The sequence below is a fragment of the Streptomyces cathayae genome, from assembly GCF_029760955.1.
GTDB lineage: Bacteria > Actinomycetota > Actinomycetes > Streptomycetales > Streptomycetaceae > Streptomyces > Streptomyces cathayae.
This window is the reverse complement of record NZ_CP121682.1, coordinates 4,963,454-4,980,082: the sequence shown is the minus strand read 5'-3', so window position 1 is coordinate 4,980,082 and position 16,629 is coordinate 4,963,454. Positions and strand designations below refer to the sequence as shown.

The 16,629-nt window shown below is 69.1% G+C and carries 13 protein-coding genes; 7 read left to right on the top strand and 6 right to left on the bottom strand.

All coding sequences use genetic code 11. From position 1 onward, the window contains the following. Positions 1–240 precede the first annotated feature (240 nt). The gene (locus PYS65_RS22780) at positions 241–2,397 is read right to left on the bottom strand and encodes a glycoside hydrolase family 9 protein (protein WP_279335792.1); all 2,157 of its coding nucleotides are present in this window, start codon (positions 2,395–2,397) and stop codon (positions 241–243) included. Positions 2,398–2,665: 268 nt separating this feature from the next. On the opposite strand from PYS65_RS22780, the gene PYS65_RS22775 reads away from it, so the two are divergent. Next, complete coding sequence (locus PYS65_RS22775) at positions 2,666–2,956, top strand: hypothetical protein (protein WP_279335791.1); 291 nt, start codon at positions 2,666–2,668, stop codon at positions 2,954–2,956. 413 nt (positions 2,957–3,369) lie between these two features. After that, on the top strand, positions 3,370–4,035 hold the full coding sequence (locus PYS65_RS22770) for a tetratricopeptide repeat protein (RefSeq protein ID WP_279335790.1): 666 nt from the start codon (positions 3,370–3,372) through the stop codon (positions 4,033–4,035). Between the two features lie 198 nt (positions 4,036–4,233). Here PYS65_RS22770 and PYS65_RS22765 read toward each other — a convergent pair whose 3' ends face one another. The 3 genes from PYS65_RS22765 to PYS65_RS22755 all read right to left on the bottom strand — a co-directional run bounded on the left by PYS65_RS22765 (position 4,234) and on the right by PYS65_RS22755 (position 7,033). Next, positions 4,234–4,971, bottom strand: a complete 738-nt coding sequence (locus PYS65_RS22765) for a VOC family protein (RefSeq protein WP_279335789.1) — start codon at positions 4,969–4,971, stop codon at positions 4,234–4,236. Between the two features lie 222 nt (positions 4,972–5,193). Next, the gene (locus PYS65_RS22760) at positions 5,194–6,093 is read right to left on the bottom strand and encodes a GNAT family N-acetyltransferase (RefSeq protein WP_279335788.1); all 900 of its coding nucleotides are present in this window, start codon (positions 6,091–6,093) and stop codon (positions 5,194–5,196) included. A 409-nt stretch (positions 6,094–6,502) separates the two neighbouring features. After that, complete coding sequence (locus tag PYS65_RS22755; RefSeq protein WP_279335787.1) at positions 6,503–7,033, bottom strand: hypothetical protein; 531 nt, start codon at positions 7,031–7,033, stop codon at positions 6,503–6,505. Positions 7,034–7,333: 300 nt separating this feature from the next. Here PYS65_RS22755 and PYS65_RS22750 point away from each other — a divergent pair, with 300 nt between their 5' ends. From PYS65_RS22750 to PYS65_RS22730, 5 genes are read left to right on the top strand one after another with little or no spacing between them, the layout of a single operon-like run. Beyond that, positions 7,334–8,887, top strand: a complete 1,554-nt coding sequence (locus PYS65_RS22750; protein ID WP_279335786.1) for an ATP-binding protein — start codon at positions 7,334–7,336, stop codon at positions 8,885–8,887. A gap of 53 nt (positions 8,888–8,940) precedes the next feature. Continuing rightward, a complete protein-coding gene (locus tag PYS65_RS22745) occupies positions 8,941–11,889 on the top strand; it encodes a Z1 domain-containing protein (RefSeq protein WP_279335785.1) in 2,949 nt (982 codons plus the stop codon). Between the two features lie 21 nt (positions 11,890–11,910). Continuing rightward, a complete protein-coding gene (locus tag PYS65_RS22740) occupies positions 11,911–12,336 on the top strand; it encodes a very short patch repair endonuclease (protein WP_279335784.1) in 426 nt (141 codons plus the stop codon). Beyond that, the gene (locus PYS65_RS22735; protein WP_279335783.1) at positions 12,333–13,328 is read left to right on the top strand and encodes a DNA cytosine methyltransferase; all 996 of its coding nucleotides are present in this window, start codon (positions 12,333–12,335) and stop codon (positions 13,326–13,328) included. Before PYS65_RS22740 ends, PYS65_RS22735 begins: the two co-directional genes overlap by 4 nt. Positions 13,329–13,339: 11 nt before the next feature. Further along, complete coding sequence (locus PYS65_RS22730; protein ID WP_279335782.1) at positions 13,340–14,707, top strand: DNA cytosine methyltransferase; 1,368 nt, start codon at positions 13,340–13,342, stop codon at positions 14,705–14,707. Positions 14,708–14,755: 48 nt separating this feature from the next. Here the strand turns inward: PYS65_RS22730 and PYS65_RS22725 are convergent, their stop codons facing one another. Both PYS65_RS22725 and PYS65_RS22720 read right to left on the bottom strand, forming a co-directional pair. Beyond that, positions 14,756–15,634 (bottom strand): DUF6339 family protein, encoded by an 879-nt coding sequence (locus PYS65_RS22725; RefSeq protein WP_279335781.1) that lies wholly within the window; start codon positions 15,632–15,634, stop codon positions 14,756–14,758. Further along, entirely contained in the window at positions 15,631–16,626 is a 996-nt protein-coding gene (locus tag PYS65_RS22720; RefSeq protein WP_279335780.1) for a hypothetical protein, read from the bottom strand. Before PYS65_RS22720 ends, PYS65_RS22725 begins: the two co-directional genes overlap by 4 nt. Between the last annotated feature and the right edge of the window lie 3 nt (positions 16,627–16,629).

The following is a 16,629-nucleotide window of genomic DNA, read 5'->3' as shown; positions in this document are numbered from 1 at the left end:
GGCAAAGACTCATGAGTCCCCATCTCTCTTGTGAACCGCTTGGACACCATTCACGGGCTTCTCGGCCGACCCTTTGCCCGTTCGTCGACTTGGCTGACCACCGGGGCAGTTGAGCGTCGTCCCCGGCTCCGGTCGCGGGGACCACCGGCCCGCCGCGCACGCGCGGCGGGCCGGTGGTCCGGTGGTCCGGGCGGCGTCCGTCCGTTCGGCCGTCGTCCCCCTGTCCGTTCGCGCCGAGGGTCAGGCGCAGGCGCTTCCGTTGAGGGTGAAGGCCGTGGGGGAGGGATTGCTTCCGCTGAGCGACCCCTGGACGCCGAAACTCGCCGTCCCCCCGGCCGCGATCACCCGGTTCCAGTCCGCGTTGCGGGCGACGACGGCGGTGCCGCTCTGGGTGACGGTCGCGTTCCAGGTGCTGGTGACGCGCTGGCCGCCCGCGTAGCTCCACCCCAGCTGCCACCCGTCCACGGCGGCCGAGCCGGTGTTCTTGACGGTCACCGTCGCGGTGAACCCGTCGCTCCAGGCGTTGTCCACCGTGTACGTCACCGCGCAGGCCGCGGTGGGTTCCTCGCCGGTGGACGTCCGCTCGGCGACGTAGGCGGCGAGCCAGGCCAGCGGGGCGTTCCAGTTGACCGCCACCTCGTTGGTGGAGTACGAGCCGATGTCATCGACGTAGCACGCGGCGGGCGCGCAGCCGGCCAGCCTTTCCTCCGCCACCGGGTCCTGCAGGGCGCTGTTCGGGCCGCCCGCGAGCGAACCCGCCGGCGGGTTGGGCAGCGAGGCGTCCGCCTGGTGCGCCCAGAAGCGGTGATGCTGGTTGCGCGAGGACGTCTCGCCGTAGCCGGTGACGTAGGACTGCCCGAGGGCGTTGCGGCCGAGCAGGTAGTCCATCGCCTCGAGCACCCCGGCGCGGTAGCGCCCGGCACCGGTCAGCTCACCGGCGACGGCCATGACGATCGCGTTGTTGGCGAGTTCGCTGTTGGAGCCCCAGAAGTACCCGTCCGTGGGGATGGGCATCCCGTAACCCTGTCCGGCCATCGTGGACAGGTGGCTGTCGGCGGCCGAGGTCACCGAGGAGCGGATGCGGGTCAGGTCGGCGGCGGGCAGCCCGTTGGGCACGGTGGCCAGGGTGAGCCGGCCGAGCGCGGCCGTGTCCGCCCAGCCGAAGCCGTACCGGGTGAAGGCGCCGGTGGAAGTGTGCCAGGTCGAGGAGGTGACCGCGTCCCGGTAGGCGCTCTCGCCGGTCGTCGCGTACAACTCGGCGGCCGCCCAGTAGAACTCGTCGCTCACCTGGGTGTCGCCGTAGGCCCCGCCACCCGTGCTGTCCGAATCCGGCGCGTAGAGGGCCGGATTCGCCCGCGCCGCCGTCCATGCCTTGCGGGCGGCCGCCAGGCAGCGGTCGGCGAACGCGGCGTCGTACGGCCGGTAGACGCGGGCGCACTGCGCGGCGCTCGCCGCGAGGTTCAGGGTCGCCGCCGTGGACGGGCGGTGCAGCTCACGGACCTGGTCGTCCTGCTCGGGGCGGGTCGGTATTCCGGTCCAGACCGCGTCGTGCACCTTGTGGAACGCCATGCCCGCGTACGGCTTGCCGTCGGGCACCTGCATCCGCATCAGGAAGTCCAGCTCCCAGCGCGCCTCGTCCAGGACGTCCGGCACGCCGTTGCCGCGCTCGGGGACGCGCAGGGTCGAGTCGCCCAGCGCCGCGTCGGTGCCCGCACGCCTGGCCCGCTCGAAGGAACTGACGACGAGCCAGGTGGAGATGCCTCCGTTGACCACGTACTTGCCATGGTCGCCCGCGTCGTACCAGCCGCCCCTGACGTCCCGGGTGTAGTCGCAGACCCCGGACTGGCAGGGGACGGAGGTGTCGCCCTTGTTCGGCGCCACGCCGAGGTGCCCGGCCGGGCGCGCGTAGGCGGAGCCCACCAGGGAGGATTCGATGGCGATGCCGCTGCGCTGGTGGTAGAAGAACGCCATCGCGTCCGAGCGCAGGCCGTCGTAGAGGTCGGCGCGGATGTCGAACGGGTCGCTGTTGCTGCCGTCCACCGTCAGGACGTACCCCGACCCCGTTTCCCGGTGCGAGGAGAAGTCGGCCACCTGGACGGACTGCCCGGAGGCCTGGTCCGCGCCGTGCGGGACGGTCGAACCGGAGGCGACCAGCGTGCCGGACGCGGTGCGCAACCGCCAGGTGAGCGCCTGCGACGACGTGGTGACGACGGTGGCGCGCTTGGGGCCGTCCGGCAGATAACCGACCTGATTGACGCGGACGGCCGTGGTCGCCGCCGCGGCGGCGGGGAGTCCCGCCGCGGCCGGCGCGGTCAGCAGACCGCCGACGAGGAGTGAACTGGCCAGTAGGACTGCGGAGAGGGTTCTGCGCCTGCGTAACGACACGGAGGTGGGCATGAGCGGCTCCTGAGTCACTGCGGGGGGCTCCCGGATGCTGGGAGCGCTCCCATGGTGGACCTGCCGGGGTGCGAGTTCAAGAGCGGGAGAAGGGGGCCTGCCGCGCCCCCGCCCTCCGTGTGCCGTGCCGCTCCGTCCCGTGTCGCTCACCAGCCGTCGACGCGGGTGGCGGTGGTGCCGAGGATCCGTCTTCGCCCCTGGCACGTCCTCGACGCGGGCGGGGGCCGGTGCGCGGTGCGGCCTCCGGTGAGCCGCGTCCGGGGGTTCGGTGCGGCGCGCGACCGGCGTGTCCTGGGCCGCCTCGGCGGGGTCGGGGGTCTCCGGATCCTGCCCGGGGGCGAAGCCGGACTGCGCGGCGGCGATCGTCCGGGAGCAACTTCAGAAGCACGCTTTCGGTTTCGCGATGATCGGTGGTGGCGTACGGATGCTGCCGGAGAACACCCTGCTGTTCGAGCGTCTGGTCAACGTCCTCACCGAGGAGGCGCCCTGGATCCGGCTGTGCTTCAACACGCCACCGGAGGACACGATCGAGTCACTGAGGCGCTGGCTGCAGGCATAGACGCGGTGTGTCCGGCTGTCAGCAGGGTCGGGAACCGGCGCGATGGCTGCTGCTCCGTTTCCAGCCCCCGACCCTGCCGAACACCAACCGCTGGCTCCGCCTCCGCGGCATCCGCCGTCTGCACCGGATCGACAGCCGGCGTGCTTCGGCTGGAGTGGCGACGGTAAAGAAGGCCGCCGGCCGCAAGCGGAACCTGTCTGGTCGGACGCCTTCCCGTAACCTCACGGCCTGTGAAGATCACACGGTTGATACGGGGCCGCTCACGGGAAGTGGCCGCCTTGGAACGCCTCAGTCAGCTATGTCAGGAAGACAAGTACGAGGAGGCCGAGGCCGGAGCCCGGGCGCTCGAGGCGGCATCGAGGCGTCTGCGCAGGCGAGGTCGGGGAACTGCTGTGGCATGGCACGCCAGGGCCGTGGCCACGGCTGCGGCCTGTGCCCACGGGCGCGGGGCGCAGGTGCTGGCCGAGCTGGAATCCCTCACGGCAGAACTGAACGGAATGGTCGGTCCCGGAAGGGAGCTGCTGCTGATGGTCCGGAGCAACCACATGATGGCTCTCAACCAGGAGGGGCGCCACGAAGAGGCGGAGGCCGAAGGGCTGGAAGTACTGCGCGACCTGACCCGCCTCAAGCATCTGGTACCGGTGTGGGGCATCGAATTGTGCGTGCTGGACAACCTGGTCGACGCCCTGTGCGGGCAGGCCCGCTACGAGGAGGCCGAGGCCATCGCCCGAGGGAATCTGCCCCGAGCCGAAGGGAGCATGGTCGCTGCTCTGCACTGCGGCCTGGTACGCAGCCTGAACGGGCAGGGGCGGTACCGGGAAGCGCTCACCGAGGCGCGCCGACTCACCCCGCCTGGGTATCGGAGCCAGAGCGGGAGTCTGGGGATGGGCACGGCCGTTGCCCTCCATGCCCTGGGGCACCGGAGCGAGGCGGAAGCTGCGGCCCGTGAGGCACTGGCCGACTGCGAGCGGTCTCTGCATCCGGACCACCCTCGTATCCGGGAAGCCCGCATGCTGCTGACCCGTATCACCGCCGACGACCCACCGGCGCCGGCAGCCGAAGAGACCGCACGCGGCTGACCGTTCCAGCATTCCAACCATGCGCGCCGACACCCGAGGACCGGCCGACACATGCTTCCTCCGTCCACTTCGGCCCGCCGAGGAAATCCGCGACCAGCAGGCGCTCACCCTTAACGAGGCATACGCCCGCCACCCTGAACGCGCCGGCCTCCGCTCCCGGCCGGCTGACCCGCGAACGGCCGGAGCCGTTGCTCAGGGTCAGCGAGGGGTGAGGAGGCAGAACTCGTTGCCCTCCGGGTCGACCAGGATCCTCCAGGAGATCACGGACTGGTCGATGCCGGGGTCGGTGGCGCCCAGGGCGCGCAGCCGGGCTTCCTCTGCCACCGGGTCGTCACCCGGGTAGGGACGGACGTCGAGGTGGACGCGGTTCCACCCGCTCTTGGTGTCAGGGGTGCGGAGGAACTCCAGGTAGGGGCCGACGCCCTGGGCGGAGCGCATGGTCGCGTGGTCGTCGGTGACCTCGTGCGGCGTCCAGTCCATCGCCTCGCCCCAGAAACGGGCCATCGCCCGCGGGTCGGTGCAGTCGACCACCACCGCGGCGATCGGCCCGGTGTCCCGGTAGACCGGGCGGGGCTCCAGGACACAGAACTCGTTGCCCTCCGGGTCGGCCATGACCGTCCAGGGGACGTCGCCCTGACCCACGTCGGCGAGCGTCGCGCCGAGGCCCTTCAGACGCTCGGCCAACTCCGCCTGATGAGCGGTCGAGGTGGTGGCCAGATCGAGGTGCACCCGGTTCTTCACCGTTTTGGGTTCCGGGCGGGCGACGATGTCGATGCAGACGGCCACGGGGTCGGGGTAGGCGAAGCCCACGGGTTCGAGGTTGGTCACACCGGGCGCCTCGCTGTCGACACCCCACCCGAGTACCTCCGCCCAGAACCGGCCGAGCACGGAGTCGTCCCGGGCCTTCATGTTGATCTGCACGAGTCTCGTTGCCATGTGCAGATCATAGAAGCCGCCACCGGACCGAACCACCGCGATCAGACATGTGCCCGGCCCAGCGCTGACCATCGTCACCCCCGTCGAGACCGTGCGAGTCCTTGGACGTGTGGACCGACGACGAGACGGTGGCCGCCGACCGCAGCAGAGGTCCCACACGCCACGGACAAGGGATCCGGACCCGTCCTCGGACCCGGACCCCTCACCGCGTGCTGCTCCTCGCTAAACCGCTCGGCGCGCCGGGTGGAAGTTGATGCGTTCGCTGACCACGGGGAAGCCGGCCTTGGCGAAGTTCGCAGCCATGGGGAAGTTGCCCTGGTCGGTCCCTCCGCCGATGGACTCCGCGCCCTCCTCGACGAGGAAGTGGGTGCACTCCGTGAGCAGGTCGTAGGCGTAGCCGTGACCACGCTGTTCCGGAACGACTCCGATGAAGCCGATGGTCGGGCCGGAAGGGTTGTGGGCCGGGATGTGGATGCCCGCCAGGTCGCCCTCCGGCGTGTGCGCGATCTGCCACCACTCCCGTGGGGAGGGGCACCAGTGGAAGAAGTCGAGTTCCTCCTGGGCGGCCTGGTCGAGGCCGCCCTCCTCGATGGCCCTGAGCGCGTGGGCGTCCAGGGTGACGGAGTGGATGCGGCGCAACGCGTCGAAGAACACGGTGTCGTCGGGTTCGGCGCTGAAGCGCAGGCGTCCGGGCCGCTCGGGCAGACCCCGCTTTAGGGTCCAGCGGTACAGGAAGCGTTCCACCAGGAGTTCGTACCCGGCGGTCCGTGCGGCGGCGAACCGTGTCCCGGCGGCGGCGCGCAGGTCGGGCTTGTCCCGCCAGCCAGCAGGCAGGTTGATCTCGAGTTCGACCTGCCAGGGGGCGGAGCGCAGGAGTTCGGCCCCCGCCTCCTCCTCGCCCTCGGCCACGTCGAACCAGTTGATGTTGAGGGGCTCCGGGTCGTCGGGGCCGCCCCACCACGCGCCGCGTGCGACGACCTCGCCGTCGCGCAGGGCGACGCGCTTCCAGTCGGGGCGGAACCGGGTGCGCCGATGGCCTTCACGGGCGCCCAGTGGGTCGGGGAGTCGGTCGAAGAGACGGGCGTCGCTCGCGGTGAGCGCGCGGATGACCGGATCGGTCATGGATTCCTCCGGGATACAGGCTGCTCGGAGCGCTCCCGGTCAGAAGTGACGAACCACGCCGGGACAGCGGAAGAGGGAGCGCTGGAAAGGTGTGAACCGCACGGCACTCGCCTCCTTCCATCCGTCTCAGGGCGTGGAGCCACACAGTACGCGTTCTTCCGCGGGTCCGCCCATGGATTTCCGCGGCCCTGGGAGGGACGGGTCCGCGGGACGACGCAGAGCGCACACCGAGCGTCGCACCTGCCGGAACTCGCCGACCGAACCGCTCGATCATGTCCGGGCTGCTTGCCTCCGGTGGGGCCGGTCGAGCCGGGGTGATGGGCGCACAACCGGACCACCGGACCACCGGACAGCGCGAACACCGGGGCGCCGGCAGACCCGTGCCTCGCGCTCAACCGCCTTGACCTCCCTACAACTGGTCCCCCCTGCTGGGTAGTTCCGGAGGATGCTCCCCGCCACCGTCCTTGATGTCCTGCTCGCAGGTTCGTCCGTCGTAGGACTGGTCGTTGGGGATGAACAGCACTTCAGCAACCTGCTCAGGGTGCTCGACGGCAAGCCATTCGTCGCCCGTGAGGGGATCGTCGGCCGGTCCGAACGCCTGGTACGAGTAAACCGTCTGACACCCCAACACCACGCGCTCCTTGTCGACCGCGCAGACGTCCACGGCGGGGCCGGAATATTCGTCGGCGCCGTCGAAGCGGAAGCGGAAGCGGACCTGGTCGCCTTCGGAGGGCAATTGCGGATGGGGTTCAAGGCTCCAGCCGACGACCTCGGCGGTGACGCCGAGAGGCCGCCCCGACGTGTCCTCGACCTGCACCCTCACACCGGCCTCACCGCGCTCCGCCGTCGTGTCGGTGCAGCTCCAGAGAAAAGAGCAGCCGGACAGGGAGAGGATCACCAGAACCAACGGAGCACCGACAAGTACCCGTGCGGATAACACTGAGTTGACCTCCGGTCGGGGTGGAGCGGAGCAGTGTATCCCGGGGCCTGGCAGCCGCGGACGACGGCGACGAGCGCCTGCGGCGGCGAAGCCGAAACGCAACCGAAGCAACCGCATTGGCCGTCTATCCCCCGGGGGTTCCGGTCCAGCACCCACTCGACAGCTTTGGGACTAATCCCCCAGCTTCACCACCCAACCGCCTCCATGTCCGACCTTTGCAGTACGGTCACACGAACCAGCCCGACCCCGAGGGCCGCCTCTCACCAGGCAGGCCCGGACCCGTGTATTCGAGGACGCACAATGCCTTACGAGCCCGGCACCGTCTGGCAGTACGAGGTCCCCACGACCAGTAGCACCCACCTGCCACCCGATGCCGGCTACGGCAAGGCTCTGACCAATCAGGGGTACGGCTTCGAGGTCGCCGTGGCCGACCTGATCGACAACTCGATCGATGCCGGCGCCGACAAGATCGTCGTGCACTTCCTGCGGGACGCCAAGCGCATCCTTACCCTGCTGGTCATCGACAACGGCAAGGGCATGGACGATCCCGGCCTGGACGCCGCCATGACGGTGGGACGGCGCCGCGACTACGGCGAGAGCGCCCTCGGCCTGTACGGCACGGGCCTGAAGGCCGCCTCACTGTCCCACGCGGCATCCCTGACCGTGGTCAGCCGGACCAAGCGCAGCCGGACCGCAGGACGCCGTCTCACTGCCGAGGGCATCGAGGACGGCTTCCGCTGTGACACCGTCGACCCGCGCTACGCGCAGGAACTCGTGGACCGCTACGACGGCGTCATCGAGTGGCACGGCACGATCGTGCGCTGGGACCAGGTGCGGGCCTTCGAAACGGTGACCGCCGGCCAGAGCGACCACTACCTGTCCAAGGCGATCGCCCGCCTGGAAACGCACCTCGGGCTCTACCTGCACAGGTTCCTCCAGAACGGCCTCAAGCTCGACATCGCCGTGTGGGACGTCAGCAGTGGCGAAGGGGCACTCGGCGAGGAAGTCGACCACATCGCCGTCGAGGCGCTGGACCCCTTCGGTTACAAGGTCCCGGGCAAGCCGCGCTACCCCCGTACGTTCACGGCCCCCGTGGAGGGCCTGGGGGACGTCGAACTGACCGCGCACATCTGGCCCGCCAAGTCGAAGCAGGCCGGGTTCCGGCAGATCGGCCCCCTCGCCGACCGTCAGGGCTTCTACTTCTACCGCAACGACCGCCTTGTCCAGGCCGGCGGCTGGAACGGTCTTCGCAACCCTGAGGGACACCTCGCTCTCGCTCGCGTGGCCGTCGACCTCCCACCCCGCGAGAACAGGGTCCTGAGCCTCGACGTGAAGAAGGAGAACGTCACCGTCACGCCCGCCTTCACGCTCGGCGTCGAGAAAGCCGTGGACGCCTCCGGAAACACCTTTCACGGGTACCTCGGCGACGCCGAGGCCGCCTACCGGGAGGGCGCGAAGCGCACGGAGGTCGTCCGCAAGCCCGTGACGCTCCCGGGTAAGGGGATGGACCCGAAGATCAAGCGGGTCGTCAAGGAGGAGCTGCCCGAGAAGCCGGGGGAAGAGCCCATCTCGTTCACCTGGGTCTCGCTTCCCGGTGACAAGTTCTTCGACCTCGACCGCGAGAACAACACCGTCCTCCTCAACAAGGCCTTCCGCAGCGACTTCAACGACGGCCGTCGCGGCGGAAGCAACGACGCCCCCGTCACGAAGACCTTGCTGTACCTGCTGCTCGAGGACTGCTTCGGTCTCGGACGCTGGGAGCGTGGCCGCCAGGACCGAGTGGACTACTGGAACACCATCCTCCTGGCAGCGGCAGGTGCGCACCGCGACCGCCGTGACCAGGCGACCGACTGATCCGGTACCGCTCTCGCTCCTGGCCCGCTCCGGCCCCTGACTGAGGACAAGAGATGACCGACACTTCCTCCGGTGTGCTCCTCGACATCCACACCTCCGCGCTGGCGGGGATGGGCAGCATGCCACGTCACTTCGAGCGCTGGGCAGCGCTCGCCGCGGACGAGTCTCACCCGGACGCGGACCTGGGCGAGGAGTTGTTCCGCTCCCTTCTCATCGGTGGTGACGACGCACTGGCCGCTCTGTGGGGCCGCCACCTGACCGCCTGGGACTTCGCGGAGAACCCGCAGTGGGGCGCGGGCTCCCCGGCGCGCACCGACGAACGGCGAGCGGTGGTCTACGAACGGCTCCGGTTCGGAAGTGAGCTGTGCAAGCTCCTGGACGAGGCCGTACCCGTGGCGAAGGTGCCCGGCGCAACGGTGATCACCCGGGAATTCACCCCGTGGTACACCCCTGAACGCGCGGCGGCCAGGTCCTTCTACTGGACGGCGTACGAGCGGAAGCTCCGCGACAAGGGCTGGTCCGAGGCCGCCATCGCCAGTCTCGACCAGGCGAGCCTGGCAGTCGTCGAGCGCCTCGCCGACCCCGAACAGCCGGCGGCCCGCCAGGCGAAGGGCCTGGTCGTCGGCTACGTCCAGTCCGGCAAGACGGCGAACTTCACCGGCGTGGCCGCCAAGGCCATCGATGCCGGATACCGTCTCGTCATCGTCCTGGGGGGCACCCTCAACCTGCTGCGCGCCCAGACCCAGAGGCGCCTAGACATGGAGCTGATCGGCCAGGAGAACATCCTGCGGGGCGCGGATGTCACAGATGTGGACTCCCTGGTCGGCGTGGACTACGTGGGTGACGACGAGGACTGGTCGGAGTTCGTCCGGCACGGCGGCCGTCCCTCCACGCTCGGTGCGTTCGACATCGAGCGCCTGACCACACGCGACAACGACTACAAGAGCCTGGCCCAGGGCATCCGGGCCCTGGAGTTCGAGAAGCGTGTCCCCACCCGGCCACTGCATGACTCGGCGAACCTTCACCACACCGCAGCGCGGATCCTCGTGGTGAAGAAGAACAAGGCCGTCCTCACGAAGCTCGTCAAGGACCTCAAGCAGATCCACGGGATCCTGGGGGAGCTGCCGACCCTCATCATCGACGACGAGTCCGACCAGGCCTCCGTGAACACCTCGAACCCGAAGAAGTGGGAGGAGGGAAGAATCGAGCGGACGGCCATCAACGGCTTGATCTCCAAGCTTCTGGGTCTGCTGCCGCGAGCCCAGTACGTGGGCTACACCGCGACCCCCTTTGCCAACGTCTTCATCGACCCCGGTGACGAGGAGAACATCTTCCCGCAGGACTTCCTGATCTCCCTCCCTCGCCCCAGCGGCTACATGGGCGTCCAGGACTTCCACGACCTCGACGGCGTCGACGACGGCGAAACCGAGGGCGGGGCCGAGAAGAAGCACGTCCGAGGCATCTACGACTCCGCAGGAGACCGCCTCCAGGAAGCTCTGGACGCCTTCGTCCTCACAGGTGCTCTCAAGCTCTACCGCGCCGACCACGGGACCCCCGACGGTCCGTTCCGTCACCACACGATGCTCGTGCACGAATCGGTCCGCATGGCCGAACACACCGCGCTCGCCCTGCGCATCAACACCATGTGGCACAACGCCTCGTACACGGGCTCTCAGGGGCACGCACGTCTGGCGTCACTCTTCGAGAAGGACTTCCGGACCCACGCGGCCAGTTCCTTGCCCACCCCCACGACGTACGCAGATCTGAAGCCGTACGTCTTCGAGGCCCGCCGTCTCATCAACAAGGGCGGCACACCGGTGATCGTCGTCAACGGCGCCAGCGAACGTGACTACTCCCAGCCCGACCTGGACTTCGATCGCACCCCGAACGTCTGGAAGATCCTGGTCGGTGGCACGAAGCTGTCCCGCGGCTTCACGGTCGAGGGCCTGACGATCACGTATTACCGCCGCACGACGCAGCAGGCCGACACCCTGATGCAGATGGGTCGCTGGTTCGGCTTCCGGCCCGGGTACCGCGACCTCGTCCGTCTCTACATCGGCCGGGAGGAGACTCTCGGCCGTGGCCGCAACGCCAGGACGGTCGACCTGTACGAGGCCTTCGAGGCGATCTGCCGCGACGAGGAACTCTTCCGCACCGAACTGGCCCGCTACGCCCCTATGGTGAACGGCCGCCCCCAGGTCACCCCCGCCCAGATACCCCCGCTGGTGGCTCAGCATCTGCCGTGGGTGAAGCCGTCGGCGCGGAACAAGATGTTCAACGCGCAGCTGGTGGAGGTACGGTCGCCGGGAGTCTGGGAGGAGCCCACGGCCTACCCCGAGGACCCCCACGCCCTGCGCCACAACACGGAGTGCTGGGAGCCGGTCTTCGAAGCCCTGTCGGACACCTCCGTCTCGCTCGGCGTGGACGGCGGTCCGCAGTACGAGGCACGGGTGGGCACGATGTCGCATCAAGACCTGCTCACGGTGCTGTGCGACCTGCGCTGGTCCGTCCCGGGGCAGTTCTCGCCCCACCTGGAGTTCCTGCTGGACGCCGGGCGGGAAGACGGCACGATCGACGACTGGGTCGTGATCGCTCCGACACAGACGTCCGCCCGCCGGAACGAGGCACGCATTCTGGGACACGGCCCCTTCTCCCTCGCCCGCCGTAAGCGCCGCCGCGGCCCGCTGTTCGGCGCGATCCGTGATCCGAAGCACGTCGCCGCGGTGACGCGCCTGGCAGGGGCCTCGCATCTGGCGGGAAACGCCGCTGTCGAGGAACTCGTCCGTCCCCGTCGGGGTGCGCTGGTGCTCTATCCCGTGGTGGAATCCGAGCCCCGGATCCTGTCCGACGGTTCGGTGGATCCGCGCGACCTGGTCATGGCCTTCGCCTTCGTCGCACCGCCGTCGACGGCGCGGGGTGACCGTGCCTTGGTGCGGTTCCGTGCGATCGACTCGACCAGGGCGGAAGCTGCGATCATCGACCGTGACGACACGAGTGCGTGAGGTCTGACGACTGTGAACAGCATGACGCCCTCCTCTCCCGGCGTCTCGGCCCGTATGAGCAGGCAAGCGAGCAAGGACACGGGGGTCGAGCTGGCCGTACGAAGGCTGCTGCACGCGGCCGGCCTGCGTTATCGCGTGGAGTATCCGGTGCCCGGCATGCCTCGTCGCCGGCTCGACGTGGCTTTCCCCCGAGCGAAGGTGGCCGTCCTGATCGACGGGTGCTTCTGGCACGGGTGCCCCCTACACGCCACGCAGCCGAAGGCCAACGCGGAGTGGTGGCGGAGCAAGCTGGACCGGAACATGGCCCGCGACCGGGAGACGACCGACCACCTGGCCGCGCAGGGGTGGACGGTGCTGCGCTTCTGGGAACACGAGGCTCCCGAGGAAGTGGCTGCCCGGGTGGCGGCCGCTGTGACGAGAGCGAACGAGGGGGAGAAAAAGGGATGAGTGGTCTGACCTTCGTGGACGTCTGTTCCGGGGCGGGCGGGCTCGCTCTCGGACTGGAGCAGGCCGGGTTCGATCCGCGTCTGCTGCTGGACGACGACGAGCTGGCCGTCAGCACGCTGCGAGCTAACCGGCCGCACTGGAACGTGCTTCACACCGATCTGATGGACTTCGATCCGTCCGAGCATCCCGTGAGCCACGACGTGGATCTCCTGTCGGCAGGCCTGCCACGAGTGAAGTCGAGCGCGACCGTCGGACGCCCCGATTCGGATGTGGAGGAGCGGCTGCTGACGGCCGCGATCTACCTCGTCCATGCGATCAGGCCCCGCGCGGTGCTCATCGAGAACGTTCCCGGGCTTGCGAACTCGGACGCCTACCAGCACCTCCGTGATTTCGCCCGAGCCGAACTGGCCCATCTGGGATACGAGTTCAGCTGGTTCGTCGTGAACGCGGTGGACTTCGGAGTTCCCCAGAACCGCAAGCAGGGCGTACTGATCGCCATCGAGCGACCGTGGGCCGCGGCGTTCCGGCCGCCGTCACCGACTGTGCGGCAGCCGGCGACGGTCGGTGCCGTCCTGGGGCCGTCCATGGCATCACGTGGTTGGCGGGACGCCGCTCGCTGGGCCGCACAGGCCGATCGACCGGCTCCGACCCTGGTCGGTGGCTCGAAGAACCGAGGCGGCGCGGACCTGGGGCCGACCGGTGCCAAGAACACCTGGGCGACCGTGGGTGTCAACGGTCACACCGTGGGCGACGAGGTTCCCGACGTGGACTTCGTCTGGGATCCCGAACTCGGCAGGGACCACATGGTGAAGATCACGGCTGGACAGGCGGCACTGTTGCAAGGGTTTCCCGAGACATGGGAGATCACCGGGCGCAAGACCTCCCGCTACCGCCAGATAGGCCACGCGACGCCTCCTCCCGTGGGGAGGGCTCTGGGGCGGGCTGTGGCCGCGGCGCTCGTTCGGGATCCATCAGTCCCCCCGGCCGGCTAGAATTCCGCCACATGACCAGCACGGCGTCCCACAAGCACATCCTCGACCAGCCCTTCGTCCTCGACCTCTTCGCAGGTCCCGGAGGGCTGGACGTCGCCGGTCACTCGCTCGACATCCCGAGTCTCGGCATCGAGTGGGACAAGAGCGCCTGCCTGACCCGGTACGCAGCCGGGCTGGACACCCTCCACGCCGACGTGAGCGCGGTACGCAGGGACGCCTTCGAGTCGCTGCCGCCGGAGATCAACGTGCTCGCCGGCGGTCCTCCGTGCCAGACGTACTCGGTGGCCGGGCACGGCGCCGGGCGCCAGGCTCTGGAGCGGGTCAGGGGGTACATCGAGCGGCTGATGGCGGGCGACTCCGCCCAGGAGATCGACGAGGACCTGAAGAACCTCACCGATCCACGCACCGCGTTGGTCCTCGAACCTCTCCGCTACGCGATCCAGGCCACCCGGAGCCCGAACCGGGAGAACCGCCCCTACGACGTGATCGTCCTGGAGCAGGTCCCCGCGGTGGCCCCGCTCTGGGAGCACTACGCCAAGGTCCTGGAGGAGACGGGGCTCCCCGACGGGACCCGGTACAAAGCGGTTGTCGGCGTCCTCGCCACCGAGACCTACGGGGTGCCGCAGACACGATCCCGCGCGGTGCTGATCGCTCGGCGTGAAGGGCTCGGCGAGCCCTCGCTTCCCACCCCGACCCACCGGGCCTACCAGGCCAAGGAATGGAATCGGAGGAACGGCGCCGGTAAATCCGTCCAGGCCACGGACCAGACCCGTCAGCCGACTCTCTACGAGGAAATCGACGCGTCGAAGAGCGACGCGGACCTACGGCCCTGGAGGTCGATGCGTGATGCCCTCGCAAAGCCGGTGGGCTCACATCCGGGGCGCTCCGCTCCCTTCCTGGTCCGCTCGAACTACGGCAGTTCCGGGCACCCGGGGAGGCGTGGAGTGCGGACCGACCAGCAGCCCGCCACCACCGTCACAGGCCGCATCTCCCGTTTCGTCGTCTTCGAGCACCTCGAAGACGACGAGAACATCGTCCACGAGGGACCACGGTTCAGCATGAACGAGGCGGGGATGCTGCAGAGCTTCCCGCCGGACTATCCGTGGCGCGGTACGGCGCAGGCCCAGCAGGTGGGCAACGCCGTACCGCCCCTGTTCGGTGCACACCTGCTGAGCTCCGCGCTCGGCCTTCCTCAGCCGGACCCGGAGAGCCTGCGTAAGCCGTGGCAGCCGGCCACCGAGGAACAGCGGGCCAAGCTGCGCGACAACGGCTGCGGGGACGCCGACGCCTGCACCGACAGGTGCCCACAGTCCAAGGACCAGGTGCCGCCCCCCTCATCCGTGCGCCCGCGCAAGGGCAAGAAGACAGCGGCGAAGTAGTACGAGCGGGACGCCGGAGAGCTCTGTGACGGCCCGCACGACACCGGGTCAGCCGCCACTCTCCCTGCCCCTGATCGGCGCCGTCTCGAACAGCTCCGCGAAGTAGCCGGTGAGCGCGGCCACGGACTCCTCCGGGGCGGGGTCCTCGTCAGGACCGTCCGGGAGTCCGTGCCGCTCGACCGGTTGCGCCGATTCGGCCTCCGCGATCCAGTCCCGCAGAGCGGCGGGATCGCGGGGCTCATCCGGCGCGAGGATGTCGTAGATCAAGGTCGCACCGGCCGTGTTGATCGCGGTGCTGAGACCGTTGACCTCTCGCCCGGTGGTGACCTGCCCGCTTTTCAGAAGTCGAACCAGAGCCTGGGCGGTAGGCCGGTGGTCGATCAGGTCCATCCGAAGAACGGTGTGGATGAGGTCCTGGTTCCCGCAGGCGATCTCGACCGGCCCGTAGTCCGGCCCGTTCCGGAAGAGTTCAGCCGCCCACCACAGACGGGAAAAGCACTGGCGGTCCGCAGGGCCGCTGAAGCGCTGTGCGGCGACACGCGGTTCCGGTTGCTTCGCCGTCACCTCCGGCAGGTGTCGCCAGACGATGTAATCGGGAGCCACCGCCAGGGCGAGGTGGTTCCACAGGCGCTTGTCCGCCGCTTCCCGTCGTGTCAGGCGCAGCGTGGCATGGAGCCGTGGCGCGAGCCACGCGTCCGCTCGGGTGCGGTCCTCCCGGAACTCGAACATGGCGTCTTCCACCAGGCTTCGGATCGGCTCGATCCACCATCTGGCGTCGTCCTCGGGAAGCGGCTCGACGACCTTGGCCAGATCGATGCCGCCGTGGACCTGTTCGCCCCTGAGGAGTTCTTCGGTGAGGAACGGATCGACAGCCGAGGTGTCGAGCAGAGCCAGGCGTTCCGGCACGTGGTTCGGTTGGGTGATCACGTCTCACTCTCGCGGTTCTTCTGTTCGAGACTGCGGATGGCATAGGCGAGGGCCTTGCCGGCATCGGCGCGTCTGACCGCCGCATAGTGGATACGCGTCTGTAGTTCCACCCAACCGGATTCGCCGGTGCGTCGGCGATGGACCTGCCGCAGTGCCTCCTCGACATGGACACCGGGGATCACGTCCGGGAGCATCTCCCGCAGCACCTCGCCCTGCCAGTCGGTCGGAAAGACCGGCCCGCCGCCGGACTCCACCTCCAGATCGCCGATGGCTCCGTGGAACACCGCGGTCCAGGCGTCGGTGGCCATCTGGGCGACCAGGAGGTCACGCACCTTGCTCTCCACGCCCGAGCTGTTGCTGTCCAGCAGCCCCATGACACCCTCGACGTCGGTGTTCACGAGCACGGTGGGGACTCTGGCCGATGTGTCCACTATCCAGGGCGCGTCGGCGTAGGCGTGGAGCCATTCCCGGGAGCTTCTCTTGAACGACGCTTGTCGGACTTCGAGTTGGAGGTCGCGGACCGGTTCGTCGGACACCGTGTCGATGATCCAGCTTCGGTCGGTCTCGGTGATCGACCGTCCGCGCACTCCGTCCACCGTCCCGACGGCGTACACGGCGAGAGAGGCCCGCCCCCGGTGATCGTCACGGAGCACCTCCAGCGCCCCGGACCAGTCATGGCCGCCCTCCGTGTCGAGCGTGAGGTTCACGGAGGTACGAACGTTGGTCTCGCCGTCCGTCAGTACGGCGAGGACACACAGCTCGGACCAGGGCGCGTCCGGCGCGTTCACCCCGGGCGGCAACGTCACCGAGAGGCCGATCGTGGCGCTCACCCAGTCCGTGCGGCCCGCGATGCCGAGGGCGACGGCCTGCTGCTGGGTCGAGTAGGCGCTCGTCTCCAATCGGTCGCGGGTGCCGTCGGAGAGTTTGAGGGAGACCGAGGTCACCCTGAGCGCGATCGGCCGACTGAGTCGCTTGTACGGGTAGATCTTCACGCG